We start from the raw sequence: 25,295 nt of genomic DNA on the forward strand, positions 1-25,295 counted from the left end.
GGAATAGGCAATGACCGAAAAGTCCGAATCGACGTCCAACGTCGCTGAATATTCCGTATCCGAAATCTCGGGAGCGCTAAAGCGCACTGTTGAGGATACATTTGGTCATGTGCGCGTGCGCGGCGAGATTTCCGGGTATCGCGGGCCGCATTCCTCCGGCCATGCCTATTTTTCCCTGAAGGACGACAAGGCCCGTATCGAGGCCGTCGTCTGGCGCGGCAGCATGAGCCGCCTGAAATTCCAGCCTGAAGAGGGTATGGAGGTCATCGCTACCGGCAAGCTGACCACCTATCCCGGTTCCTCGAAATACCAGATCGTCATCGAACAGATGGAACCGGCTGGCGCCGGCGCATTGATGGCGCTTCTGGAGGAACGCAAGCGCAAGCTCGGCGCCGAGGGTCTCTTTGACCCGGCTGCCAAGCAATTGCTGCCATTCATGCCGCGTGTCATCGGTGTGGTCACATCACCGACCGGCGCCGTTATCCGCGATATCATTCACCGCATTACGGACCGTTTTCCGCTGCACGTACTGGTCTGGCCGGTGCGCGTGCAGGGCGAAACCTCAGGCGTCGAAGTGGCGGCGGCCGTCAACGGCTTCAACGCGCTGCAACCCGGTGGCGCCTTGCCGCGACCGGATGTTCTCATTGTTGCGCGCGGGGGCGGCAGCCTGGAAGATCTCTGGGGTTTCAACGATGAAATCGTCGTGCGCGCCGTCGCAGCTTCCGGTATTCCCGTTATCTCGGCCGTGGGCCACGAAACCGACTGGACCCTGATTGATCTTGCAGCCGACGTGCGTGCCCCAACGCCGACCGGTGCAGCTGAGATGGCCGTTCCTGTGCGGGCCGACCTGCAGGCCAATGTGGCGACCTATGGTGCACGGCTGGCGGCAGGCATGTCGCGTTACCTTGACAATCGCCGTCAGGCGCAACGGGCGCTGGCACGCGCCCTGCCCTCGGCCGATCAACTGCTTGCCTTGCCCCGTCGGCATTTTGACGAGACAGCGGCCCGGCTTGGCCGAGCCCTGCAGGCGAATACCCAGAAAAAGCGCGCTCATTTCGACGGCCGCGCCCGGCAATTGTCGCCGCGCGTACTGCAGCAGCGGTTCCGGGAAAAACAGCGGGAAGTGACTGTTTTCGGTGATCGTTTGCCGCGCAGCCTTGCCGTTTTCCTGCGCGATCGGCGCGCGGTCTTTGCCCGCCATACGCAGCGCCTGTCGCCCGAACCGATTGCCCGGCTTGCCGTGCGTGGCCGTCAATCACTCACCCAGCTTGAACGGCGGCAGGATCAGGCCATAGACATCAGGCTTGACCGGGCCAGACGGCGTGGCGGCGAACTCGAGCGGCTTATGAAAACACTCTCGCATGAAAGTGTACTCGAACGCGGTTTTGCCATTGTGCTTGATACGTCGGGGACACCGGTGAAGCGCGCTGCGGCGGTCGGCAGCGGCGATCATCTCACCTTGCGCTTTCAGGATGGCGAGGTTCAGGCCGTGGCTGGAGAAGGCGACGGCATTCCGGCCCGGCCCAAGCCCGAACGTCACGCTCCGGCGAAAAAGCCTGCTGTGCCTGGCACGGATCAGGGCTCACTCTTTTAACCTATTCGCGGGTCCATTCCGGGCTGTTGAGCTCGATCAATGATCGCGACCAGTCCTCGATGAAGCGCTGCCTTTGCGCCCAGTCCTGCACGGCAAGGAGCGCTGGTCCAATACGGATGGGCTGTGCAATACCCGATTCCTTCAGGTTTTGCGGACCATCCACATCCGGCGGCAAGCCACCTGTTTCGGAAAAGTAGAACGCATTGTTTCTTGCGATGGATTGGCCACGCTCCGACAGGAGATAATCGAGGAATTGCCCGCCCAGATCACCGCGCTTGGCCGATTCCGGAATCAGGGCACCCCGACTGAGTACCAGCGTGTAATCTCGCGGCACCACGACCCTGAGGTCGGGATGCCTGCGCGCCGCATCGTAGGCGTAGGAACCCAGCATATTGTAGCCGATATAGAGGCGGCCGCTTGCCACTTCTTCAAGGATTTCGCCCGTGCAGCATCGGGCGACCGCAGAAGCCCGCGCCATGCTTTCCAGCAGGCGGCCAAAGACGGTGTTTGTCTGACGTGCATCATAGAACGCGAGCAGATAGCCGATGCCGGACAAACGGATATCATAGGTGCCGACACGGCCCCGATAATAGTCCAGACGTTCGCGCAACAGATCCGCCAGTTCGACATGGGTCCGGGGGACTTCGGCGGGCGGCACCTTGCGGGTGTTGTAGACGAACACAGCCGGTTCATAGGTGAAGCCAAAAACTTCATCGCGCCAGTTGGCCCAATCGGCCACCCGCGCCGTCTCCGGCGATGTATGGGAAGCCGCACAACCATCATTGGCCAGTTTCAGCAGCTGATCGACCGATGACGACAACAGAAGATCACCGAGAGGCTGATCCTTGCGGCAGGCTTCACTTGCCAATGCGTGCAGTTCATTGGTCAGATACTCGATATAATCGATGGATATGCCTGGCGATGAACTTTGGAAATCCTCGATCAGCGGCTTCATGGCAGCCAGATCCGTGGTCGAATAGATCGTCAACTTGCCGGTCTCAGTCTGCGGGGCCGGAAACTGGGTTCGATTGTCCTCAGCAGCCAACGCAGGGCAGGTCAGAGCCAAGAGCAAGGCAGCCAGAATAGCGGTGAAACGTTTCATCACGTTGCTGATCCCTTATACAATGGCAATGTCAGAACAACCGTGAAGCTTTTCTCGTCACGCGCCTTGAAGCCAAGCGTCCCGCCGTGAGCATTGACCACTTCCTGCGCGATGGCGAAGCCGAGGCCGGAACTCCCCTCGTGAGATTTTGACGTGGCGAAGCGCTGGGTGGCTTTCTCCCAGCCTTCCGGCGGGATGCCGGGCCCGTCGTCTTCGACTTCCACATAGGCATCGATGGCATCGGACCGCACCCGCACCTCCAGGCGCTGATCCGTGCCGTGCCGCAGGGCATTGTCGATGACGTTCACGATCGCTTCGCGCAGACTGACCGCATCGCCCAGCACAAAGGGGCGGTCATCGGGTGCCTCGAACGAGATGACAATATCGGGATCAACGGTAATCGGTATAGCAGCGCGATAGGCGCGGCGGGCCACATCCACGAGACTGATCGGCTCCAGCTGGATCGAGTCGGCCCGATGAATGACCATGGCGTGGCTGAGTAGCTGGTTGGTCAGCCGCGCCAGTTCACCCGTGCGCTGTTGCACACGTTCAAAATGCTGGCGCCCGGCCTTGTCCAGTTTGTCATGGCCCAGAAGATCGATCTGTGCAGACAGGGCAGTCAGCGGTGTCCTGATCTGGTGGGCAGCATCGGCGATGAACCGCTGCAGCAGATCGACTCGCTCATTCAGGCGGCCCATGAAATGATTGATGGAACTTACAAATGGATCTAGCTCGCGCGGAACATCGACCGAGACAGGTGTCAGATCATGCGGGTCGCGGCGGCGTACGGCAGCGCCCAGACGCTCGACAGGCTGGAGCGCATAGCGAATGGCCAGCATTGCACCGACAAATGCCAGAAGGCTCATGATCAGGACCAGAATGGTCGCGCGCAACGTCAGCTCACGTGTCAGGGCGGATCGCGCCTCATTGGTTTGAGCCACGATGACATAGGCATGCCCCGTAACGGACGGGTCCGCCAGCACTCGCGTGGCACGCACAATGCGCACCGCCTCGCCCTTATAGGTGCCCTCGCTGATGCTGAGGCCATCGCGCGCGCCGTCCGGTGAGACCGGACTTTGCAAATCGTCATACCCAGTCACGGTTTTGCCATTGGTGTCGATAACACGATAGAAAATCCGGTCCCGCTCTGCCAGCCCGAGCAGTTCAAACGCCGACGTGGGTAACCGGGCGCTGAGAGCGCCATTTTCAACGGAGAGGCTTTCGGCCATTTGCAGCGCAGCGCCGACCAGAAGCCGGTCGTAGGCCTTATCGGCAGCCGTTTCCGCGTAATACCAGGCTGCGCTGACAAGAAGGGCAGCGCCAATACCCAGAACCAGTGAAATGCGCCGGGCCAGCCGCGCAAAGAGTGACGGTTCATGGTGCATCGCCGGCCACCAGTTGATACCCGAGTCCGCGTACTGTCACGATACGCGCCTGCGCGCCTTCCAGTTTCTTGCGCAAGCGGCCGACATAAAGCTCGATTGCATTGGCATTGGCAGCCTCATCAAAGCCGAAAATCTGGTCGAGCAATTCATCCTTGCTGAAGACACGCCCCGGTCGGGCCGCCATGACCTCAAGCAATGTCAGTTCGCGGCGTTTCAACTGGACTTCCCGCTTGCCCACATGGACAGACCGCGCACCGCGATCGATGGCAATGTCACCGCATTTTATCAGATTGGTCGCCTCGCCGCCCGTGCGGCGCCGGATCAGCACGCGGGCACGCGCCTCAAGCTCACGAAAATCGAAAGGTTTGACGAGGTAATCATCCGCACCAAGATCAAGCGCGCCAACGCGATCTTCAATCTCGGAGCGGGCCGTAAGTACGAGGACGGGAACGCTGTTACCGGATTTGCGCAGGCGTTTGAGAATCTCGAAACCATCCATTCCCGGCAGCATGACATCAAGAATGATCAGCGCGTATTCGGTGAAATCGATGATCTCGGCGGCATCACGGCCATTGGTTTCCCAATCCACAGCATGGCCGATCGCCTCAAAACGTTTGGCGATAGCCTCCCCCACATCATGCGTATCCTCAACCAGTAATATGCGCATGGTTTTCATTGGCATGAACGCAGGGCGGGATCAATTGAAGATGAAAGCTTTTGCCATGCGGGCATTTAATGCACCGGGCGGCTGGGTCGGCTTTAGAACAGACGCTGCTGCCGGTTCGCGGCATCAACCGCAGTGCACAAAAGCAACCGGACCGCTGTCGCGGCTGATTCCATTCGGCTTTGAATTATTTGGGGTTTTGGAAGAAGTGGTACGGACGGGTGGATTCGAACCACCGACCTCAGGAGCCACAATCCTGCGCTCTAACCAACTGAGCTACGACCGCGCACCGTCTTCTTTTCGACAGGGGTCACATACGTAAGATTGACGCTTTTGGCAAGCACCCGATGCAACAGAAAGGCAAAAACCAACAAAAAAGAAAAGGCCGGGGGAGGATCCGGCCTTTTCCATTAATGCAAGACCCATACGGGAGGAACTATCGGGTCTTGCTTGTCCGGCAGCTGGGAGGAGGAGTGCCGCCGGAGTATTTTTTATCAAAGTCCCAGAATTAGGCGACCTTGACGTCCTTGATTGCCTTCTCAACAGCCGACTTGACCGGAGCGGAGATTTCTTCAACAGCCTTTGTTGCAACTGTCTGGAATTCCTTGGCCTGACCGGTCAGAGCTTCGGCCTGCTTGCGAACGAAGGCGCTCTGCAGTTCGATAACTTCGCCAAAAGACTTAACGCCGATCAGAGCTTCGATATGAGCGAAGCTGGCTTCGGTGTTGGCGCGCAGCGCAGCCAGAGCCTTGAGCGAAAGAGCAGCAGTGTTGGACTGTGCAGTTTCAAAAGTGGTTTCGAGTGTCTTCTGTGCAGCTTCAGCCTGATCCTTGATCTTGGCATAAGCTTCCTTGGACTGGGCAACGCCCTTCTCGGTGAATTCGCGAACCTGATCGGTTACAGCGGTTGCATCAAATGCAGGAATCGAGAACGCATCAGCAGTCTGTTTGGTTGTCTTGCTCATAATATGTTCCTTCCGGTTGCAGCCGTCTCCGCGACTGCTTGTGAATTCATGGAGTGTATATACCTCCATTTATTGTGCATTGCAACATTTCTTTTGCAGCGCACAATCAAGAGTCTGATTTTCCATCGAAATATTTTTGTGGGATAGCGTCCAAGTTAACTAAACCAAGAGAAAGACGTGTGAGTTAGATGAGTGTGAGTGGACCATTGACCGCCGTAGCTTTATTAACAGAGTATTAAGACAGTCCGCGATCATGCGGATGTTTATTGTGGAGTACACCGGTCAACCGATGACGTCTGGAACCTACCCATTCATCGATATTGCCGTTCTGGATGAGATTCGCGAGCATTTTGCCAACGGCGATGCGCTTGTGGTTATTTCGCCGGATCTGGACAGTGTCATATGGGCCAATGGTCAGGGCGCATCCGCTTTGGGCTATTCGACGATCGATGACATTCTGGATGCGGGCTCAGTACTCAATGTTCAGGCGCGGCGACAACTCATGGCACTTGACGGCTTCCCGGCCATCGGCCATGGCCGCACGGTTTCACTGCGTGTGGCATTCGGACTGGCCAGCCGTATCCTGACGTTTCAGGCCAGCGATCTGACACTGCCGCGTGGCGAACCAGCCATCCTCCTCTCCATCGCCAATACATCGCGGATAACATCGGAAGCGGAAATCGCAACGCTCGCCATCAAGGGTTTTGGCGACAGTACAACCCATGCGGCAATGATTGATGCCAGCGGGAAGGTATTGGCCGCGTCGGATCAGTTCCGTGCCATCGGGTTCAGCGATAAGATTCTGGGCGATCTGGTGCGTGAAGTCCGTCTGGAACGCAACCGGCTTGTCAAGCGACCGGTTCAGACATCGGGCGGTTTTGTGCCGACCGGCATTGCCCGGCTGACCGACAGTCCTGCCCTGCACCTGCTGTTCGCCATTGAAGACGTCAATAAGGTTGCAGTGCAACCGGTAGCGATTGAAGACAAACAGCCAGAGCCGCCCGCTGAACCATCACAGCTCAGGGCTGGACGGGATGCCGGGGAAAGCGTTGCTGAGACCGCAGAGCCACCGCGCAGCACGGCTGCCGTTGAGCCAATCGAGGAAGCTGTTTCAGATGCGGTTGCAGAGCCAGCCGAGCAAGAGCTGCTGAATACGCCACCCGAAGGCGGCGCTTTTCTGTACAAGCCCTCTGACAATCCCGCCCGCTTTGTCTGGAAAGTAGATGCGGATGCCAGATTCAACGAAGTATCGCCCGAGCTTGTACGCGCCGTGGGGCCCAATTCAGCCTCCGTTATCGGGAAATCCTTCCGCGACGTTGCCAAGGTCTACGGGCTGGACAGCAGCGGCGAGATAGCTGATCTGCTGGAGCGGCGGGACACATGGTCGGGCAGGAGCGTTCTCTGGCCCATCGAAGGAACCGATCTGCGTGTTCCCATCGAACTCGCGGCCCTGCCGATTTATTCACGCGAGCGTGTTTTCATGGGCTTTCGCGGTTTTGGTGTTGCCCGGATGGGTGACGTTACAACAGACCCGGAAGCCATCGGCAAGGCGCTGGCTCCCGAACCAGCGGCGTCTGCCGACGTGTTCAACGGCGAAAAACCTGCCATTGCCATCACGCCCGAGGCTCAGGTCGAAGCTCCCCGCGAGGAAGCCAAGCCCGAACCGAACGAAGGCAATGTCATCCCTTTGAAGACCAATCGCCTTCCCCGCGACGATGGCCGCCTGAACGATGCCGAACGCAATGCTTTCAGGGAAATTGCAGAACGCCTCCGCCGCGAAGTTCTGGCTGACAATCCAAAAGAAACGGACAATGTGCCTGCGGTTGCCGCTGCGGATGTCGAAGCGGTATCAGGACTAGAGGCAACAGATCCGACACCATCTGATCCCGTTCTGGCGCTGGTTCCCGATGCGGAAGTGGTCGGCCCGGGTTTCGATGCATCAGCAGATATAGATGCGAAGGCACCCACGCCCGAGGCGGCGCCGGAAAAGGACTTTGCCGAAAATATCCGGACAAAGGCCCGGCAGGGTGTGGATACAGCCATTCTGGCTGCACTGCCATTACCCGTTTTGATCCATCGTCATGGCATTCTTCTCTACGCCAACAAGGCACTCCTCGACGCCACGCTTTATGAATCGCATGAGACCATCAATGCCGCCGGCGGGCTGAATGCCCTTTTCGCCGAGAACCCGGAACAGAGCGACGACGAGGATGCGGAAGGCATGAACCTGCGTCTGAGCAACGGCACGACCAAACGTGTGCAGGCGCACCTTCAGGCTGTGCGCTGGGACGAAGATGGCGAACGCGCATTGCTGCTGGCCCTTTCGCCGGAAGCACAAACAGAGGCACCGGTTGCGCCATCGCCGGAACAGCGGTTCGACGACAGCGAGCGTCTGCTCCTGCAAACGCGTATCGATGAGCTTAATGCCATTCTGGACACCGCGACGGACGGGGTGGTTCTGTTGGATTCGGCCGGTGCAATCCGCTCCGTCAATCATTCTGCCGCGGCCCTCTTCGGCTATGAGCCGGAAGAGGTGGAAGGCAAGGCCTTTTCGCTGCTTTTCGCCATCGAGAGCCAGCGCACGGCCATGGATTACGTCAGCAGCCTTTCCGACAATGGCGTTGCCAGTGTTCTCAATGATGGCCGCGAGGTCATTGGCCGCGAGAGCAAGGGACGGTTCATCCCGCTGTTCATGACCATTGGCAAGCTTGACGCATCAAAAGGCTTTTGCGTCGTGCTGCGTGACATCACGCATTGGAAACAGGCCGAGGAAGAGCTGCTCAGCGCGAAACGGGAGGCAGAACGGACTTCCAGCCAGAAGAGTGAATTCCTCGCCCGGATCAGTCACGAGATCCGCACGCCGCTCAACGCGATTATCGGCTTTTCCGAACTCATGGCGGACGAGAAGTTTGGGCCTATCGGCAGTGAACGGTATCGCGACTATCTCAATGATATCAGCCGATCCGGCAATCACGTGCTGTCACTGGTCAATGATCTTCTCGATATCTCCAAGATCGAGGCGGGTGCCGTCGAGTTCGATTTCCAGGCCGTATCGCTGAACGAAGCGCTCACCGAAGCCGTGGCAATCATGCAGCCACAAGCCAATCGCGAACGGGTGATCATCCGTTCCAGCCTTACGTCGCGCCTGCCTGATATTGTCGCCGACCAGCGCTCGGTAACCCAGATTGCGCTCAACCTTCTGTCCAATGCCATCCGCTTTACCGGCCCGGGCGGACAGGTGATCATTTCGACCAGTTATGAGCCGAGCGGCGATGTACTTTTGCGCGTGCGTGACACGGGCATCGGCATGACGCGGCAGGAGGTCGAACAGGCATTGCGCCCCTACAAACAGATCACCACCCCAAAGCATGCGCGCACGGATGGCACCGGTTTGGGCCTGCCCCTGACCAAAGCCATGGCAGAGGCGAACCGGGCAAGCTTCTCCATCGATTCAACACCGGGGCGCGGAACCATGGTGGAAATTAGTTTCCCGTCGACACGGGTTCTGGCGGATTAAATCGACCAGACGAATAATCCGATATACAAATCATCTGTTGGAATGATTTGAACCGGATTGGCATTCTCCCGGGTAAAGGAGAAAGCCAATCATGAAAACACTGATCCTCATATTCCATCCTGACTTCAGCCAGTCACGCGCCAACCGGGCCCTTGCAGACGCTGCAAAGCAGCAACCCGGCACGGATATATTCGACGTGCAGGCTGCCTATCCCGACGGCAAGATCGATATCGGCGCGGAAGTCGAGCGTCTGCTCGCGGCGGATCGCATTATCTATCAGTTTCCCATCCAGTGGTACGCGGCACCACCAATTCTGCAGGCGTGGCAGAATGCGGTTCTGACGCGCATGTACTACGTCAATTACGAGAAAGAGGGCCGCCTACTCGAAGGCACGCCCCTCGGCATTGCAACAACGGCCGGCAATACGCCGGCAGCCTACACGCCGCAGGGTATCAATCTCATGCCTGTGAGTGCGTTGCTGAATCCATTGCGTTCCATGGCCAACCGCTGCGGTCTTCCCCTCTCCGAACCCTTTGTGGTTTACGAGACGATGAAAGCGGATGATGATACGCTTCGTCGTGCCGGTGCCGCCTATGTGTCATGGCTGTCTGGCATGCCGATCAGCCATCCGAAGAATGTTGCCGCTTACGCCTAGAACCGGTTCGTGGGTAAAGTCTGAGGCAATCGCCGGTTGCCTCATTCAGTCCTCAATGCGATGGCAGATGCTCTGCAACAAATTGGCAGTAAAGCGCGGCCAGTGGCACGAATTTGACATTCGCCTCCCCATTTGATGTCACCCGGGGTTGCAAATGTCAGAATCGGACCACTAGGTCTTGAATTGCAACGCATCATCGCTAAACCGTAAATGGTGAAGCGTAAAAACCTTCCGGCGTGCACCCGGAAGAATAGAAGACATCGGAAATATTCATGTCCTGGTACAGGCCGAGGAACATTCTCGCGACGATCATTCTATTGGCTCTCGTTGCCGCGGGCCTCCTCGCCGCCGTACCCTATCTTGTCAGCACAGATGTCATCCGCGCACGGCTTATCCAGGAACTCAGCAGTTGGACAGGCTACAGTGTAGAATCGCGTCAGACGCCGCAAATATCGTTTTTTCCAGTCTTTTCCGCCTCGCTTGGTGATGTCACCATACGAAACCCGTGGCAGAGCGAAGGCACACCCTTCATGAAAGCCGAGCGTATCGAAGTCGATCTGTCGCTCATCTCAGCCTTCATGGGTCGTGCCGAATTCACTGAAACCAAGCTTATCCGTCCACGTTTTGTCATCGACGAGCCGATCAAAAGCCTTTCGCAGATCGGCGAGTCCCTCGCCAAAACAGATGGCCGCATCGGCGATGTCATGCGCGAAGCCCGCCTGGCGATCGAGGCCAATCCGGCAAAGCCCGATATGAGCAACGTTTCATCGCAGCCGTTCGGCCGCATTCGGCTTGAAGATGCAGTGGTGACGTTCAAGCGACCGCTGAATGGCGCGGAAGAACAGATTTCAAGCATCACTGGCGTCTTCGAATGGCCACAGACATCAGGTGTGGCAAGTTTTCGCGGCAATGCCATCTGGCATGGCGAAGAAACTGAAATCGATAGTTCGGCCAGCAAGGCTCTGCTGCTTCTGGCAGGCGGCACCAGCCCGCTTCAGGTGAACCTTACATCGACTCCTCTGACGCTCGCCTTCAACGGTTCGGCCAATATTTCCAAAAACCAGTTTTTCCAGGGCACGCTGTCACTCACCTCGCCTTCCTTGCGCCGTACCCTCGAATGGTCGAAAACACCCTCCATCCCTGGCGCGCCCATCGGCAGCTTCGCCCTTGATGCGACGGTTTCCGGCTCCGCCAACCGGATGAAAATGGATGGATTGACCGCAACGCTCAACGACAATCCAGCCAAGGGTGGCATCGAGATCGTCCTGAATGACGATGGGACGCCGAGCATCACAGGGACGCTTGCATTCGAGACACTCGATCTCCGATCGGTCCTGTCAGGTTTTATGCCGCTCCCGGATGGTTCAACGAATGCGAACGCGGTCATAGACACCCGTTTCCTCAAGCAGGCCAATGTGGATCTGCGTGTCTCGACCCAGAAGGCAACGGCGGGCTCAATCAACCTGACGAACGTTGCAGCAACCGCACAGGTTCGTAACGGCCGGGCCATTTTCGATATTGGCGAAGCATCCGCATTCAACGGTTCGGTCGCTGCAAGCTTTCAACTTGCGGAAGAAGGTGACAGCGGTGCCACAGGCGAGCTGCGGCTCAACGGGACTGACGTGAACAGTGCATCAATCGCGCCATTGCTGGGGCTGGGCAGCCGTTTCGAGCTTGGCAAAGGCACAATCTCCGTGGTGCTCAAAGGCCCGATCACCCGGTGGTCCTCGGCCATGGAAAATGCCAAGGGAACCCTGAGCATGCGCTTCGGGACCGGACAGATCAAAAGCCTTGATTTCAACAATCTGCTCAACAAGGCCAAAACGGACCGCTTTTTCAGCCTGAACGAAAAGACCGATGCATGGCTGGCTTTTGACCGGATGGAGATCAAGGCCAATATCATGGATGGCGTAGCAGCGCTCGATACAGCGCAAATTCAGATGAAATCCGGCGTTCTCAATTTTGCCGGCATCGTCACGCTTATCGGCAAAAGTCTGGCCCTGACGGGCGATTATGCAGTGCCCGTCGCCGCGCCAGCGCCCGCACCTGCAGCAACCGCTGCTCCGGCGGTAGCGGCACAAGCTCCAGCAGATACGGCACAGCAGCCTGCAGCAGCGGACCAGAAGCCCGTGCAGACATTCAATCACACCCGCTTCTTTATCGGCGGCTCATGGGACAATCCCTTCATTTCACCGATCATCGCGCCGGCGAATTGAGACTATCCCGCTGAGACATTCAATGACGGGCCGCTGCCTGCTCGTCACGTGCCTTCTGGACCTCGCGGCGCTTGTTGGCAATCGACGCGATCACCACACCCACCGCAACAATGGCAATGAGAATAGTACAGGCGGCATTGATCTCCGGCGTCACCCCGAGACGAACCTGGGAGTAAATGCGCATCGGAAGAGTGGTTGCTCCCGGCCCGGATGTGAAGCTTGAAATCACCAGATCATCGAGCGACAGCGTGAAGGCCAGCATCCATCCGGATACAACGGCTGGCAGGATAACCGGCAGAGTGACCTTGAAGAAGGTCGTGACGGGGGTTGCGCCAAGATCCATGGCGGCTTCTTCAAGCGAACGGTCGAAGGTTACCAGACGGGACTGAACCACGACTGCCACGAAACACATCGTGAATGTGATATGGGCCAGCGTGACCGTCCAGATACCCCGGTCAAAGCCGATGGCCACAAACAACAGAAGCAGCGACAGGCCTGTGATCACTTCGGGCATGACCAGGGGCGCGTAGATCATCGCCGAAAACAGCATCCGGCCACGAAAGCGCGTGTAGCGTGTGAGCGCCAAGGCGCCAAGCGTTCCCAGAATCGTTGCGCAGGTTGCTGAGATCAGTCCGACACGGATCGTCACCCATGCCGCGTCGATAAAGCTCTTGTTGTTGAACAGGGACACGTACCATTTGGTCGAGAATCCGGCCCAGACAGTGACCAGACGCGACTCGTTGAACGAGAACACAACCAGAAGGACGATCGGCAGATAGAGGAACGCAAAACCGATGACCAGTGAGACGATATTAAAGCGGGACCAGGTCGTGTTCATGTCACTTCTCACTTTCCTGGGCTTTGGCTTCCGCGCGCTGGAACAGCACGATCGGTACAACGAGCAGCGCCAGCAGAACCACGGCCACGGCTGAAGACAGCGGCCAGTCACGATTGGCGGAGAACTCGTTCCACAGCGTTTTGCCGATCATCAGCGTTTCGGAACCACCGAGCAGATCGGGGATAACGAACTCGCCGACGGCAGGGATGAAAACGAGAAAACACCCGGCAACGACACCGGGCATTGAGAGCGGGAAGGTAATCTTCCAGAACGCGGTGATGGGCGGGCAGCCGAGATCCTCGGCGGCCTCGACCAGCGAATAATCCATCTTTTCCAGCGTCGAGTAGATCGGCAGAACCAGAAACGGCAGATAGGAATAAACAATGCCGATCAGCACAGCGGTATTTGTGTTCAGAATATTCAGCGGCGTATCGATGACATTGGCCCAAATCAGAAACTGATTGAGCAGGCCTTCCGGCTTCAGAATACCGATCCATGCATAAACGCGGATAAGGAAACTCGTCCAGAACGGCAGGATCACCAGCATCAACAGGGTTGACCGGACAGTCGCCGGGGCCCGGGCCATGCCATAGGCAATGGGATAACCGACAAGCAGCGTCAGGAATGTTGAGATTCCAGCAATCACCACGCTAGACAAATAGGCTTTATAATAAAGCGGGTCGCTGGCAAGGAAGGCGTAATTGTCCCAGGAGAATTGGGAAATGCTGTTGACCATCGCCTGCCAACCCGCCGCGACGTCAATTGTCGGCGTATAGGGCGGGATTGCCATCGTTACTTGCGAGAGCGAAATCTTGAAGACAATAATGAACGGGATGAGGAAGAAGATCACCATCCATAGATAAGGGACACTGATAACCAGCCTGCTGACGACAGATGCGATCAGTTTTTGCATGACATCGCCCTCCCCTATGCGGTCAACAGGATACCGGCATCGGTATCGAAATTGACCCAGACCATATCGTCATAACCCAGCGGATCTTCGACTGTGCGCACTGCATTCAGGCTGGCTGCCTTGATGATCCGACCGCTTTCAAGGCGGACGTGGAAAACGGTCATGTCACCGAAATAAGCGATATCATAGAGTTCGCCGCGTGCAGCATTGACTGAGGTGTTTGCCGGTTCCTTGCGGCTGAGGCGGATTTTCTCCGGCCGGATGGCAAAGCCGACAGTCTGGCCAGACGAGCATTCACGGGTTGCATCCGTGCGGATGGTGATCTTATCAGCAGGGATATCAATATCGACCTTGCCAGGAACGACGGTCGAGACGGTGCCCTCGAACATGTTCACATTGCCAATGAAATCAGCAACAAATTTTGAGTTCGGTGCTTCGTAAACTTCCGCCGGCGTTGCCACCTGCTTGACCTTGCCCTTGTCCATGACGGCGATGCGGTCCGCCATCGTCATGGCCTCTTCCTGATCATGGGTCACGACCACGAACGTCAGGCCTAGTTTCATCTGCAGGTCCATCAGCTCGAACTGCGTCTCTTCGCGCAGCTTCTTGTCCAGCGCACCCAAAGGCTCATCCAGAAGCAGCACCTTGGGCCGCTTGGCGACGCAGCGGGCAAGCGCCACACGCTGACGCTGACCGCCGGAGAGCTGATGCGGCTTGCGTTTGGCGAATTGCTCGAGCTTGACCAGTTTGAGCATCTCGGCAACACGCGCTGCGATCTCATTTGCTGGCATGCCATCCTGCTTGAGACCGAAGGCGATGTTACCCTCCACCGTCATATGCGGAAACAGCGCATAGGACTGGAACATCATATTGACGGGACGCTTGTAGGGCGGAATGCCGCGGAGGTCCTGGCCATCGAGCAGAATTCGACCAGCTGTTGGCTCCTCAAACCCCGCCAGCATGCGCAGGAGGGTGGACTTGCCGCAACCGGAAGCGCCGAGCAGAGCGAAGAACTCACGATTATAGATCGTCAGGGACAAATCATCGACAGCGGTAAAGTCACCGAACTTCTTGGTCACATTCTCAAAGGAAATATAGGGTTTCGCTTCAGGATCGTTCCAAGGTGCGAATTTGCGGCGAAAGCTTCCCAGTGATTTCATGATTTGCCCCGGTGTTTTCAGTGCTTTTATATTTTCTTTGGTCTTGACGTTAAAAACCCCGGCATTTTCTGCCGGGGTTTTCTCGATTTTTACTGGCCGGTTACTACTTTGGTCCAGAGCCGCGTTACCGTTCGCTGCGTTTTTGTATCGTAAGGCGTCACGGTGAAGAGCTTCTTCAGCGTGGCTTCATCCGGGTAAACCGCCGGGTTTTCCAGAATGGACTTATCAATGAACTCCTGAGAGGCCTTGTTGCCATTGGCATAGGAAACGAAATTCGATGCCTTGGCTGCCACTTCCGGACGCATGATGTAGTTGATGAATTCGTGGGCTTCCGCTACGTGCGGCGCATCGGCGGGAATAGCCATCACATCAAACCACATCTGCGCACCCTGGGAAGGAATGGCATAGTCCACCTTTACACCGGCATTGGCTTTTTCTGCACGATCCTTGGCCTGCAGGATATCACCGGAATAGCCGAGTGCGAGGCAGATATCACCCGCAGCCAGTGCATTGATGTATTCAGATGAATGAAACTTGCGGATGGAGGGGCGAACGGCCGTCAAAAGGTCGGCACCCTTGGCAAGATCATCGGGGTTCTTGCTGTCCGGATCAAGGCCGAGATAGGCCAGCGTGGACGGCAGGACGTCCGAAGCGGAATCAAGAACATGAATGCCGCAATCCTTGAATTTGGCTGCCATTTCAGGCTTGAAGAGGATATCCCAGTTCGGACGCTCGTCGGACCCGAGAATTTCCTTCATCTTGTCGACATTGTAGCCAAGGCCCGTGGTGCCCCACATATAGTCGACGGCATATTGGTTGCCTGGATCGTATTTCTCGATACGTTCGTTGATCACATCCCACATGTTCTTCAGGTTCGGCAGCTTTGACTTGTCGAGTTTCTGGAACACACCGGCCGCGATCTGGCGTTGCAGGAAGGATGCCGTCGGCACGACAACATCGTAGCCCGTGCCACCGGCCAGCAATTTGGTTTCGAGGATTTCGTTGGAGTCGAAGGTATCATAGACGACCTTGATGCCGGTTTCCTTGGTGAAATCGGCCAGAATGCTGTCATCAATATAATCAGACCAGTTGTAGACATTGACGACGCGTTCCTGCGCGCCAGCTGCCGTGGCAAGCCCAAGGGCGAAAGTGGCCGTTAAAAGGATGGATTTGATACCCATAAAATGCCTCCATGCTGCTGACACCTGATCTTTCAGCCGTGCCAGGGGTTCCCAAGTTTCCCCTACCTTTTTAGATTGCGATCACTTCGTCAACTGGCTTCCAGCAACTCCTTTGACGAAAGTTGCAGATGAACGAAATTTTGAATGCAGCATTTTGGCGCACGGGGTGTCAGGCGGGCTGCTTTCGAACCATCGCCGTGCGCTGACGCCGGTATTCCCAGCCAAGATGGAAAAGCAAGGCGCAGAGGATGATGCCGCCACCGAAAACGGTCCGTTCGGCTGGCACCTCATTGTGGAAAAGCCAGACCCATACTGGTCCAAGCACCGGCTCGAGCGTGCCGATAAGCGCGGCCAGAGCCGAGGGAATAAGACGGGCTCCACTGACAAAAAGCGCCAGGCCAAGGCCGAGATTGACGGCGCCGAGTGCGAGGAGGAAGCCAAAATCGCCCGGACTTGCCGAGAACGAACCCGCCATCATGGATGCCGCAACGGCAGCCATGACGGTACCGAGAAAAACCGCAGGCGTCATGCGTAAATGCGCCTTGCGCCGCGTAATGACCGTCGCGGACGCGAACGATACGGCAATCAGCAGTGCGAGAAGATCGCCAATGGGAGAGACTGCGCCATCAAGCGAATCGGAAACCATGATGGCAACGCCTGCGATGACAACGGCAATTGCGCCCCATGTGGCGAGGCTCACCCTTTCGCGAAAGAGCACCCATGAAATCAGGGCTGCCAGCAGGGGCACCGCCGCCTGAAGCAGCAGGACATTGGCAACAGTCGTATAGGACAATGCAACAATGAAACAGGACGAGGCAATGGCAAAACAGATACCGACGCCCATCCCGGCCAGACCCATGTTCCGGAACAGCCGTAACGTGCCATGCGGACCATCGCGGACAAGCATGAAACACAGAAGGAAAAGCGCGGCAAATACAGACCGCCAGAATACGACAGTCCAGTTATCCGTGGCGTCAAGAAAGCGCGTCAGGGCGCCGCCCGTGCTCCATGCGATTGCCGAGCCCGCAACCAGCAGGCAGCCGACCACCGTATCCGATGCGCTTTTGGCAGGATCGGGCGCGGCGACAGGCGGCAAAGGGATCGACGAAACACTCATGACAATACAATGCCAAATTTCGAATCTGTTGTGAGCTTGGGAAACGACTGGATATTGTCGTTTTTCTGCATCGTTTTTGTTTGTAAATCCAGTGGTATTACTGGAAGTCGAAGGCGCTCAGGCCGGTCACCATCTCATCAAGCCCCAGCGGGCGGGTAACCGGCGGTTCGGCCCGCGAAAGGCAGGCGGAGCGCTCGCAGAGACGGCAAGCCGGACCGACCGGCGTTGCGCCGATATTCTTGCCGCCCAAGGCAGCGCCGTAAACCGTTTCATCGGCAAAGCCGATATCACAGCCGAGGAGAATCGCCGTGCGCCGGGGCCGTTCATTGAAACCGCCCTGCGGTCCCTCAAGCGTACGGGCAATGGTCATGAATTCAGCTCCGCTAGGCATCTCAATAGCCTCGACCAGAATCTGCCCCGGCTGGGCGAAGGCCGCGTGCACCGCCAGCTTTGGACACTCACCGCCAAAGCGTGACTGCGGATAACCCTGTGCCCCGGCCCGGCGGAACCGATTGCCGGCATGGTCCACTTCCAACATGAAAAACGGAATTCCTGCTGCACCCTGCCTTTGCAGAGTTGTCAGCCGGTTCGCCGCCTGCTCAAAGGATACGTTGAAGCGCGAACGCAGAACATCAACATCATAGCGGGCACGCAGCGCGGCGGTCTGAAACGCCTGATACGGCATCATCAGGGCTTGTGCTGCATAGCGAGCGAGTTCGAACCGGGCAATGCGGCGCGCCTCATCGGAGGACAGTTTCAATTCCTGAATTTCTGCGGCGATCACCACCTGCATGCGGATCAGAACAGCCTCGATGGCCAGTTCACGCAACTGATCGAATGGCGACAGGCGTTCCGAAATAAACAGGCGCTGTGAATGCCGGTCGTAGCGCCGCCGCCAATTGGGCATGGTGGCAACGGGCAGGACGCGCACCGTGATTCCATGCTCGCTCTTCAACCAGGCTTTCAAAGCTCCTTGCAAATCATCGCCCGGCTTGATCAGGTGAATGAAGCTATCAACCTCCCCTTCGATCCGGCCGAAATGGTTGGGCTTGCGCTCGAGGACTTCACGGACCTCGCTGAGCGGTAACCGCGTGGCTGACAGTGACGGCACGTGCCCTTCCTTTGCCAGCATCCCGGAGAGATCGGACAGGCGTTCCAGCGATTCCCGGTAGGCGCGGTACAGCTTGACGATCCCCGCTGCCGCATTGGGCGCGGCATCACCGATCTCGATCAACTCCTGATCACCGGGCAATTCGCCATTGAGCAGAGGATCGGAAAACACTTCCTTCAACGCTGCCATCGATGAGCCCGTTTCGACCTGCAGCGTATCAAGTTCGATCTTGTAGGTCGATGAGAGCTTCAACAGCAGCTGGACCGTCAGCGGTCGCTGATTGCGCTCGATCAGATTGAGATAGGAGGGTGAAATACCCAGCGCTTCGGCCATGGCCGTTTGCGTCAGCCCCTGCTCATTGCGAATGCGCCTGATGCGTGGACCGGCGAATATCTTGCCCTCGGCCATTTTCATCCCTTATGTCAGCAATATTGACAAAATTTACATAACTTTAGACCACCGACCATTATTACAAAATTTACAAATTTACAAATCACATTTGTCAAAGCCGAGACATGCTAACTCGATAAATCCGCCATTTATAGCGATATTTATTGGAATTACTGCGCCGCAATGTAAATTCAGTCACATGAACGCAGCCATCGAAACTCCCAATTGACTTGTCTGCGATCGCCTCAACAGAGCTTGGAGAAAAACAATGACCGATTTTTACAATCTTGTACCAAATGCCCCGGGAGGCCGTTTCGATGGTATTGAACGTCCCTATACGCCTGACGATGTCAAAAGACTGCGCGGTTCGGTTCAGATCAAATATACTCTTGCAGAAAATGGAGCCAACCGCCTCTGGCAGATCATCCACGAAGAAGGTTTCGTCAATGCTCTTGGCGCGCTCTCGGGTAATCAGGCGATGCAGATGGTGCGTGCGGGCCTCAAGGCGATTTATCTCTCCGGTTGGCAGGTTGCAGCTGATGCGAATACCGCTTCCTCCATGTATCCAGACCAGTCACTGTATCCTGCAAATGCTGCTCCGGAACTTGCAAAGCGCATAAACAAGACCCTGCAGCGTGCTGACCAGATCGAGACAGCGGAAGGCAAGGGCCTGTCGGTTGATACATGGTTCGCACCGATCGTCGCCGATGCGGAAGCCGGTTTTGGCGGCCCGCTCAATGCTTTCGAGATCATGAAGGCTTTCATCGAGGCAGGCGCCGCAGGCGTGCATTATGAAGATCAGCTGGCATCGGAAAAGAAGTGCGGCCATCTCGGCGGCAAGGTTCTGATCCCGACCGCTGCCCACATCCGCAACCTGAACGCCGCGCGGCTTGCTGCCGACGTGATGGGAACGCCGACGCTGGTTATTGCTCGCACGGATGCAGAAGCGGCAAAGCTTCTGACCTCCGATATTGACGAGCGCGATCGCCCCTTCGTTGACTATGATGCCGGGCGGACCACCGAAGGCTTCTATCAGGTCAAGAACGGTCTCGACTCCTGCATCGCCCGGGCAATTGCCTATGCACCGCATGCGGACCTGATCTGGTGCGAGACGTCGAAGCCTGATCTCGAACAGGCCAAGCGTTTTGCCGAAGGTGTGCGCAAGGAGCATCCCAACAAGCTGCTCGCTTACAATTGCTCGCCCTCGTTCAACTGGAAGAAGCATCTGGACGAAGCGACGATTGCCAAGTTCCAGCGCGAGCTGGGCGCGATGGGCTACAAATTCCAGTTCATCACGCTGGCTGGCTTCCATCAGCTCAACTTCGGCATGTTCGAGCTGGCTCGTGGGTACAAGGAGCGTCAGATGTCCGCCTATTCAGAGCTGCAGGAAGCGGAATTCGCAGCCGAGGTAAACGGCTACACCGCCACGAAGCACCAGCGCGAAGTTGGTACAGGTTATTTCGATGCGGTCTCGCTAGCTATCACAGGCGGGCAGTCTTCGACGACGGCCATGAAAGAATCGACCGAGACGGCGCAGTTCCGTCCGGCAGCCGAATAACAGGCAATCAATCCGGACCGTCGGCGAGGCCCTTACATGCCGCCGGTCCACAGGGAACAATCATCCCGATTGTTCCCGGGCAGTCACAATGACTGCCCACTGCAACGCCAGAAACAAGGAGCATCATCATGGCACCGCAGACACGCGTGAAGGAACGGGCCGAGGAGCAATCATCGGCCATGAATGCAGACCAGCAGGCTGTCATTCGCATGGTCGCGAATGATCTGCATCGCCTCAACCAATCCGTCATGAAGGCAGTGGATGCCGGCGTGTCCGTGGAGCTCGTACGCTCCGCCCGTCACCATGGCGGCGACGGCAACTGGGGTGATCTTCTGATACCGGTTGTTGTAACCCGACAATAAGCTCACCGTGGCCTTCTCTGGTTTCGGTCTGGAACCAGCACGGCGCGCCGAACCGTCCGCAAGCAATTGCGGGCGGTTCTGGTTTTTGAGGGCGAAAAACACCACTACAATTTTCGTGCGCCAGCCTTCCCATAGTGATCGGTTTTGATCTATCATCCTCAAACCGCAATAAATTCTGGTGATTGATGCCTTCCGAAACCCCTGAGAAGAAACCCGCACGGACTACTTCAACGCGGCGGCGTACGCCTGCCTATGTCAAAGCCACGCGGGGCGTAAAAAACTGGCGTGAAGCTTCTGAATGGCTGGCCTGGCGGGATATCGAAGACATCGAATGCATCACCCCTGATCAGGCCGGTGTTGCCCGCGGCAAGATGATGCCGTCGAAAAAATTCACCTCCAACACATCTTTGGCGCTGCCATCCGCCGTGTTCATGGCAACCATATCTGGTGATTATCCGGAGGATGGTCATGGCTTTTCCTACCCGGAAGACGATGGCGATCTGAAGCTGATGCCCGATCTTTCGACCCTCTCCGTCGTACCTTGGGAGAGCGATCCGACCGCGCAGGTCATTTGCGACCTCGTCAACAAGGACGGCGCAGCCGTGGAGTTTACGCCGCGCAACGTGTTGAAACGCGTTGTCGCCGCCTACAGCAAGAAGGGCCTGAGGCCCGTTGTGGCTCCCGAAATCGAATTCTATCTCGTCAAGAAGAACCCGGATCCTGACTATCCGCTGACCCCACCCGTCGGCCGGTCCGGTCGCGCCATCGGCGGCGGCCAGGGTTATTCCATCGCCGGTGTCAACGAATTCGACGAACTGATCGACGATATCTATCATTTCTCCGAGGGACAGGGTCTGGAGATCGACACGCTGATCCACGAAGAAGGTGCGGCACAGCTGGAAATCAACCTGCGCCATGGCGATCCCGTCGAGCTTGCTGACCAGGTTTTCCTCTTCAAGCGCACCATCCGCGAAGCGGCGCTGAAACACGACATGTATGCCACGTTCATGGCCAAGCCTATTCAGGGCCAGCCCGGATCGGCCATGCATATTCACCAGTCCATCATCGACAAGAAAACCGGTCGCAACGTGTTTTCCAATCCCGATGGTACGGAAAGTGAAGCATTCCGGCATTTCATCGGCGGCATGCAGAAGCATGTTCCGGCTTCGCTTGTGATGTTCGCACCTTATGTGAACTCCTACCGGAGACTGACACCCGCCGCTTCTGCACCGGTCAATGTCAAATGGGGTTACGACAACCGCACGACGGCCTTCCGCGTCCCGCGTTCGGACCCCGCTGCCCGGCGCGTCGAAAACCGGATTCCATCATCGGACGCCAATCCCTATCTTGCTCTGGCAGCCTCACTCGCCTGCGGCCTGCTCGGTATGAACAACAGGATCGAGCCGGATGCTCCAGCCTCAACCACAGTCAATGACAATCTGATCGAACTGCCGCGCGGACTGATCGAGGCGACCATATTGTTCGAACAGGACAAGGACCTGACGGCCATGTTGGGACAGTCCTTTGCCATTACCTACGCGGCCATCAAGCGTGCGGAATTCGAGACTTTCATGGAGGTCATCAGCCCTTGGGAGCGTGAATATCTGCTGTTGAACGTCTGATTTGAGTGAGGTTGCTTTGGTTGCAAGAACTCTGTGCGTGGTTCGACAAGCTCACCATGAGGAAGATCGAGGACTGCAGAATGGGTATTGCAGCCAATACCTTTCCCTCATGGTGAGCTTGTCGAACCATGCACAACAGTCGTGCAGCAAACCAGCAAACAAGATTGCTTCATAAAATGCCCTACCAATCCCCCATTTCCCCCGGCATCTCCTGGTATGAATCAACCATTGCCGACCGCGCTGAATATCCGGCATTGGACGGTTCGCGCACCGCTGACGTTGTCATCGTTGGCGGCGGTTTTACCGGACTTTCTGCGGCTGTTCACCTCGCTTCTGCAGGCGTCGACGTTGTCTTGCTGGAAGCCTGTCGGTTTGGCGACGGCGCCTCGGGCCGCAATGGTGGTCAGCTTGGCACGGGGCAACGCGCCTGGGCGGAGGAACTGGAAGGACAGTACGGCTTCACCCGCGCCAAGGCGCTGTTCGACCTTGCCGAAGAAGCGAAAGCACACCTTCTGCAGTTTGCCGACACACACAAGATCGACATCGAATTTGTGCCGGGACAAATGTCCGTTGTGCACAAGAAGCGTTACCTCAAGGATTACCAGTCCCATGCGGAGCTGATGGCAAACCGTTTCGGCTATCCGCACATTCACTACATGGATGCTGCGGAGACGGCGAAACGTCTTGGCTCCACGCGCTATCTCGGCGGCGTTTACGATGCGGGCACCGGTCATATCCAGCCGATGAAGCTCGTCGTCGGGACCGCACGGGCCGCGGCAGAGGCCGGAGCGCATCTTTACGAAAACACCAAAGTTACGGACATCACCTCCGACAATGGCCGGATTACCGTGGCAACGGCCAAAGGCAATGTGAGTGCCGCCAAATGCCTGATTGCCGTCAACGCCTATGGCGGCAACCTTGAACCGGTCAGCGCTTCGCACGTCATGCCGATCCGCTCCTTTATCGGCGCTACGGTTCCGCTCGGCGATAACAGCCCTGTCTTGCCGGGTGGCGAGAGTGTTGATGATTCCCGCTTTGTCGTGCGCTATTTCCGCCGCTCGAAGGATGGGCGGCTGCTGTTCGGCGGACGGGAAGCCTATACGGCAGACAATCCACTCGATATCAGCACGCATATTCGCCGGCAGATCGCCGAGATTTATCCGGCACTTGCCGACGTGGAAATCACGCAGGCCTGGGGCGGCTCCGTCGGAATCACCCTGCCACGGCAGCCTTTCGTGCGCGAGGTGATGCCCAATGTCATTTCAGCAGGCGGTTATTCCGGTCATGGGGTGATGTTGTCGAATTATGTCGGCAAGCTCTATGCCGAAACCGTCGCGGGCAATCGTGATCGCCTGAGACTGCTGGAGGACCTGAAGATACCAGCCTTCCCCGGCGGGCGTACATTGCGCGCACCGCTGCTGTTTCTGGCACTCAGCTGGTATGCCCTGATGGACCGGATATAGACTAGTTGCCTCTATAAATTGGCGTGCGCCGCTCGATCCACGCGTTCAGACCCTCCCGCGTATCATAAGAGGGGGCGACACGGGCGAACTGCTCGCTTTCCATCTGCAGCCCCTCGCCGATTGTCATGTTCAAACCGCGCGTAACAGCGGTAATGATACCCGCAGCCGCCACCGGGGAATGGCGAAGAATGCGATTGGCAAGATCAAGCGCTGCCGGGATCAGCTCATCATGAGGAACCACCCTGTTGACGAGCCCGAGTTCCAGAGCTCTGGCCGCTGAAAACGTATCACCAGTCAGTAGCAGTTCGAGCGCGCGCTTGCGGCCGGCAAGGCGCGGCAGGCGTTGGGTACCCCCAAAGGTCGGCGGAATGCCGATATTGATCTCCGGTTTGGCAAAGATGGCCCGTTCGCTTGCGACGGCCAGATGTACCGCCTCGGTGATTTCGCAACCGCCACCAAAGGCAATACCATTCACGGCAGCGATGATCGGCTTTCGGAATGCTTCCATGCGCGCGGTCATCGCCTGTCCCCTGCGCACAAACTCCTTGACCGCGATATCGACACCTTCACCTATGTTTCGCGAGAACTCATGAATGTCTCCGCCGGCTGAAAACGCGCGGTCACCGGCGCCTGTCAGAATGATGGCACGGACACCGGCATCGGCTTCGATGCGATCGAGAAGTGCGAGCAGCAGATCATTGGTCGCATAATTCAAGGCATTGAGCTTTTCCGGCCGATTGAGGGTCAGAAACGCAATGTTGCCTTTTACTTCAAAAATCACGGGATCGGCCATCAGCTTTGCCTTTCATACCAGGGGATCAAGGCTGAAGGTCTACTGTCTGATATCCATTGTGTATACTCACTGCTTAGTATACTTTTTTGCTATGCCAAGGACCTCAGACCCGACCCGTAACCGTATTCTTGATGCTGCCAACTGTTTGTTTTATGCGGAAGGCATTCGAGCCGTCAGCGTGGATGCTGTTGCCGGGGCCGCTGGGCTGACAAAACGGACACTGTACTATCATTTCACGAGCAAGGACGATCTGATCGCCGCGTATCTCCAGTCGCGCGACCAGCCCAATCTTGCGCTCTTTGCCAAGTGGTTCAACGATGAAGGCGGGACTGTTGCAGACAGGGTCGAAGCGATCTTCACCCATTTGGCCAAAGCTGCGCGGCACAAAAAATGGAAGGGCTGCGGTTTCCTGCGGACGGCTGCCGAACTGGCCAACATGCCCGGCCATCCGGCCATCAAGATCGGTTCCGCACACAAGAAGAAATTTGAGACATGGCTGGCCGATATTCTGGCAACCACCGGTTTAGTGGAACCGCTACTCCTCGCCCGGCAGGTCGTGCTCCTGATGGACGGCGCCTTCTCCGTCATGCTCGTCCACCGCGATGCGAGTTACATCGAGGCCGCAGGCAAAGCGGCAGCAACACTTGTTCGCGCGTCTGAAATCAGGAATGTCGGTTGAGAATGACCTTC

General features: G+C 57.1%; 20 protein-coding genes and 1 tRNA gene. 9 read left to right on the forward strand and 12 right to left on the reverse strand.

Features of this window, described 5'->3' with window-relative positions; translation table 11 throughout:
* The first annotated feature begins 10 nt into the window (after positions 1-10).
* Positions 11-1,594: an exodeoxyribonuclease VII large subunit gene (gene xseA / locus FHW16_RS03790; protein WP_182547807.1), complete on the forward strand. Its 1,584-nt coding sequence runs from the start codon at positions 11-13 to the stop codon at positions 1,592-1,594.
* A 1-nt stretch (position 1,595) separates the two neighbouring features.
* Here xseA and FHW16_RS03795 read toward each other — a convergent pair whose 3' ends face one another.
* From FHW16_RS03795 to FHW16_RS03815, 5 genes are all read right to left on the reverse strand, one after another.
* Complete coding sequence (locus FHW16_RS03795) at positions 1,596-2,696, reverse strand: ABC transporter substrate-binding protein (RefSeq protein WP_182547808.1); 1,101 nt, start codon at positions 2,694-2,696, stop codon at positions 1,596-1,598.
* The gene (locus FHW16_RS03800) at positions 2,696-4,081 is read right to left on the reverse strand and encodes a sensor histidine kinase (RefSeq protein ID WP_182547809.1); all 1,386 of its coding nucleotides are present in this window, start codon (positions 4,079-4,081) and stop codon (positions 2,696-2,698) included. The genes FHW16_RS03795 and FHW16_RS03800 overlap by 1 nt, the downstream gene beginning before the upstream one ends.
* On the reverse strand, positions 4,071-4,748 hold the full coding sequence (locus FHW16_RS03805; RefSeq protein ID WP_182547810.1) for a response regulator transcription factor: 678 nt from the start codon (positions 4,746-4,748) through the stop codon (positions 4,071-4,073). Before FHW16_RS03805 ends, FHW16_RS03800 begins: the two co-directional genes overlap by 11 nt.
* 206 nt (positions 4,749-4,954) lie before the next feature.
* Positions 4,955-5,031 (reverse strand) — tRNA-His (locus FHW16_RS03810).
* A 222-nt stretch (positions 5,032-5,253) separates the two neighbouring features.
* Positions 5,254-5,709, reverse strand: a complete 456-nt coding sequence (locus tag FHW16_RS03815; protein ID WP_182547811.1) for a phasin — start codon at positions 5,707-5,709, stop codon at positions 5,254-5,256.
* Between the two features lie 253 nt (positions 5,710-5,962).
* Here FHW16_RS03815 and FHW16_RS03820 point away from each other — a divergent pair, with 253 nt between their 5' ends.
* From FHW16_RS03820 to FHW16_RS03830, 3 genes are all read left to right on the forward strand, one after another.
* Positions 5,963-9,226 (forward strand): PAS domain S-box protein, encoded by a 3,264-nt coding sequence (locus FHW16_RS03820; RefSeq protein WP_432651987.1) that lies wholly within the window; start codon positions 5,963-5,965, stop codon positions 9,224-9,226.
* A gap of 91 nt (positions 9,227-9,317) precedes the next feature.
* Positions 9,318-9,881, forward strand: coding sequence for an NAD(P)H-dependent oxidoreductase (locus FHW16_RS03825; RefSeq protein WP_210278008.1), 564 nt, complete (start codon positions 9,318-9,320; stop codon positions 9,879-9,881).
* Between the two features lie 272 nt (positions 9,882-10,153).
* Positions 10,154-12,097, forward strand: a complete 1,944-nt coding sequence (locus FHW16_RS03830) for an AsmA family protein (RefSeq protein ID WP_182547812.1) — start codon at positions 10,154-10,156, stop codon at positions 12,095-12,097.
* A 19-nt stretch (positions 12,098-12,116) separates the two neighbouring features.
* Here FHW16_RS03830 and FHW16_RS03835 read toward each other — a convergent pair whose 3' ends face one another.
* From FHW16_RS03835 to FHW16_RS03860, 6 genes are all read right to left on the reverse strand, one after another.
* Positions 12,117-12,935, reverse strand: a complete 819-nt coding sequence (locus tag FHW16_RS03835; protein WP_182547813.1) for an ABC transporter permease — start codon at positions 12,933-12,935, stop codon at positions 12,117-12,119.
* A gap of 1 nt (position 12,936) precedes the next feature.
* On the reverse strand, positions 12,937-13,848 hold the full coding sequence (locus FHW16_RS03840) for an ABC transporter permease subunit (protein ID WP_182547814.1): 912 nt from the start codon (positions 13,846-13,848) through the stop codon (positions 12,937-12,939).
* 14 nt (positions 13,849-13,862) lie between these two features.
* A complete protein-coding gene (locus FHW16_RS03845) occupies positions 13,863-15,008 on the reverse strand; it encodes an ABC transporter ATP-binding protein (RefSeq protein ID WP_182547815.1) in 1,146 nt (381 codons plus the stop codon).
* An 89-nt stretch (positions 15,009-15,097) separates the two neighbouring features.
* Complete coding sequence (locus tag FHW16_RS03850; RefSeq protein WP_182547816.1) at positions 15,098-16,189, reverse strand: polyamine ABC transporter substrate-binding protein; 1,092 nt, start codon at positions 16,187-16,189, stop codon at positions 15,098-15,100.
* Positions 16,190-16,358: 169 nt separating this feature from the next.
* The gene (locus FHW16_RS03855; RefSeq protein ID WP_182547817.1) at positions 16,359-17,306 is read right to left on the reverse strand and encodes a DMT family transporter; all 948 of its coding nucleotides are present in this window, start codon (positions 17,304-17,306) and stop codon (positions 16,359-16,361) included.
* Positions 17,307-17,403: 97 nt separating this feature from the next.
* Positions 17,404-18,825, reverse strand: coding sequence for a helix-turn-helix domain-containing protein (locus tag FHW16_RS03860; protein WP_182547818.1), 1,422 nt, complete (start codon positions 18,823-18,825; stop codon positions 17,404-17,406).
* A 250-nt stretch (positions 18,826-19,075) separates the two neighbouring features.
* On the opposite strand from FHW16_RS03860, the gene aceA reads away from it, so the two are divergent.
* The 4 genes from aceA (at position 19,076) to FHW16_RS03880 (ending at position 23,812) form a co-directional block, all read left to right on the forward strand.
* A complete protein-coding gene (aceA, locus tag FHW16_RS03865) occupies positions 19,076-20,365 on the forward strand; it encodes an isocitrate lyase (protein ID WP_182547819.1) in 1,290 nt (429 codons plus the stop codon).
* A gap of 128 nt (positions 20,366-20,493) precedes the next feature.
* Positions 20,494-20,727 (forward strand): SMc00767 family acetate metabolism repressor, encoded by a 234-nt coding sequence (locus FHW16_RS03870; protein WP_027230260.1) that lies wholly within the window; start codon positions 20,494-20,496, stop codon positions 20,725-20,727.
* Positions 20,728-20,912: 185 nt separating this feature from the next.
* Complete coding sequence (locus FHW16_RS03875) at positions 20,913-22,349, forward strand: glutamine synthetase family protein (protein WP_182547820.1); 1,437 nt, start codon at positions 20,913-20,915, stop codon at positions 22,347-22,349.
* Positions 22,350-22,525: 176 nt separating this feature from the next.
* Positions 22,526-23,812: an NAD(P)/FAD-dependent oxidoreductase gene (locus tag FHW16_RS03880; RefSeq protein WP_182547821.1), complete on the forward strand. Its 1,287-nt coding sequence runs from the start codon at positions 22,526-22,528 to the stop codon at positions 23,810-23,812.
* Between the two features lies 1 nt (position 23,813).
* Here the strand turns inward: FHW16_RS03880 and FHW16_RS03885 are convergent, their stop codons facing one another.
* Entirely contained in the window at positions 23,814-24,605 is a 792-nt protein-coding gene (locus FHW16_RS03885; RefSeq protein WP_182547822.1) for a crotonase/enoyl-CoA hydratase family protein, read from the reverse strand.
* 91 nt (positions 24,606-24,696) lie between these two features.
* Here FHW16_RS03885 and FHW16_RS03890 point away from each other — a divergent pair, with 91 nt between their 5' ends.
* Positions 24,697-25,284, forward strand: coding sequence for a TetR/AcrR family transcriptional regulator (locus FHW16_RS03890; RefSeq protein WP_182547823.1), 588 nt, complete (start codon positions 24,697-24,699; stop codon positions 25,282-25,284).
* Positions 25,285-25,295 lie beyond the last annotated feature (11 nt).

Source organism: Phyllobacterium myrsinacearum, from assembly GCF_014138285.1.
Classification (GTDB): Bacteria; Pseudomonadota; Alphaproteobacteria; order Rhizobiales; family Rhizobiaceae; genus Phyllobacterium; species Phyllobacterium myrsinacearum_A.

Coding starts and splice junctions, on each gene's coding strand:
- FHW16_RS03825 (WP_210278008.1), top strand. CDS start 9,318: ATGAAAACACTGATCCTCATATTCCATCCTGACTTCAGCCAGTCACGC.
- FHW16_RS03850 (WP_182547816.1), bottom strand. CDS start 16,189: ATGGGTATCAAATCCATCCTTTTAACGGCCACTTTCGCCCTTGGGCTT.
- FHW16_RS03805 (WP_182547810.1), bottom strand. CDS start 4,748: ATGCGCATATTACTGGTTGAGGATACGCATGATGTGGGGGAGGCTATC.
- FHW16_RS03845 (WP_182547815.1), bottom strand. CDS start 15,008: ATGAAATCACTGGGAAGCTTTCGCCGCAAATTCGCACCTTGGAACGAT.
- FHW16_RS03885 (WP_182547822.1), bottom strand. CDS start 24,605: ATGGCCGATCCCGTGATTTTTGAAGTAAAAGGCAACATTGCGTTTCTG.
- xseA (WP_182547807.1), top strand. CDS start 11: ATGACCGAAAAGTCCGAATCGACGTCCAACGTCGCTGAATATTCCGTA.
- FHW16_RS03835 (WP_182547813.1), bottom strand. CDS start 12,935: ATGAACACGACCTGGTCCCGCTTTAATATCGTCTCACTGGTCATCGGT.
- FHW16_RS03860 (WP_182547818.1), bottom strand. CDS start 18,825: ATGGCCGAGGGCAAGATATTCGCCGGTCCACGCATCAGGCGCATTCGC.
- aceA (WP_182547819.1), top strand. CDS start 19,076: ATGACCGATTTTTACAATCTTGTACCAAATGCCCCGGGAGGCCGTTTC.
- FHW16_RS03815 (WP_182547811.1), bottom strand. CDS start 5,709: ATGAGCAAGACAACCAAACAGACTGCTGATGCGTTCTCGATTCCTGCA.
- FHW16_RS03820 (WP_432651987.1), top strand. CDS start 5,963: ATGCGGATGTTTATTGTGGAGTACACCGGTCAACCGATGACGTCTGGA.
- FHW16_RS03855 (WP_182547817.1), bottom strand. CDS start 17,306: ATGAGTGTTTCGTCGATCCCTTTGCCGCCTGTCGCCGCGCCCGATCCT.
- FHW16_RS03890 (WP_182547823.1), top strand. CDS start 24,697: ATGCCAAGGACCTCAGACCCGACCCGTAACCGTATTCTTGATGCTGCC.
- FHW16_RS03830 (WP_182547812.1), top strand. CDS start 10,154: ATGTCCTGGTACAGGCCGAGGAACATTCTCGCGACGATCATTCTATTG.
- FHW16_RS03875 (WP_182547820.1), top strand. CDS start 20,913: ATGCCTTCCGAAACCCCTGAGAAGAAACCCGCACGGACTACTTCAACG.
- FHW16_RS03880 (WP_182547821.1), top strand. CDS start 22,526: ATGCCCTACCAATCCCCCATTTCCCCCGGCATCTCCTGGTATGAATCA.
- FHW16_RS03800 (WP_182547809.1), bottom strand. CDS start 4,081: ATGCACCATGAACCGTCACTCTTTGCGCGGCTGGCCCGGCGCATTTCA.
- FHW16_RS03870 (WP_027230260.1), top strand. CDS start 20,494: ATGGCACCGCAGACACGCGTGAAGGAACGGGCCGAGGAGCAATCATCG.
- FHW16_RS03840 (WP_182547814.1), bottom strand. CDS start 13,848: ATGCAAAAACTGATCGCATCTGTCGTCAGCAGGCTGGTTATCAGTGTC.
- FHW16_RS03795 (WP_182547808.1), bottom strand. CDS start 2,696: ATGAAACGTTTCACCGCTATTCTGGCTGCCTTGCTCTTGGCTCTGACC.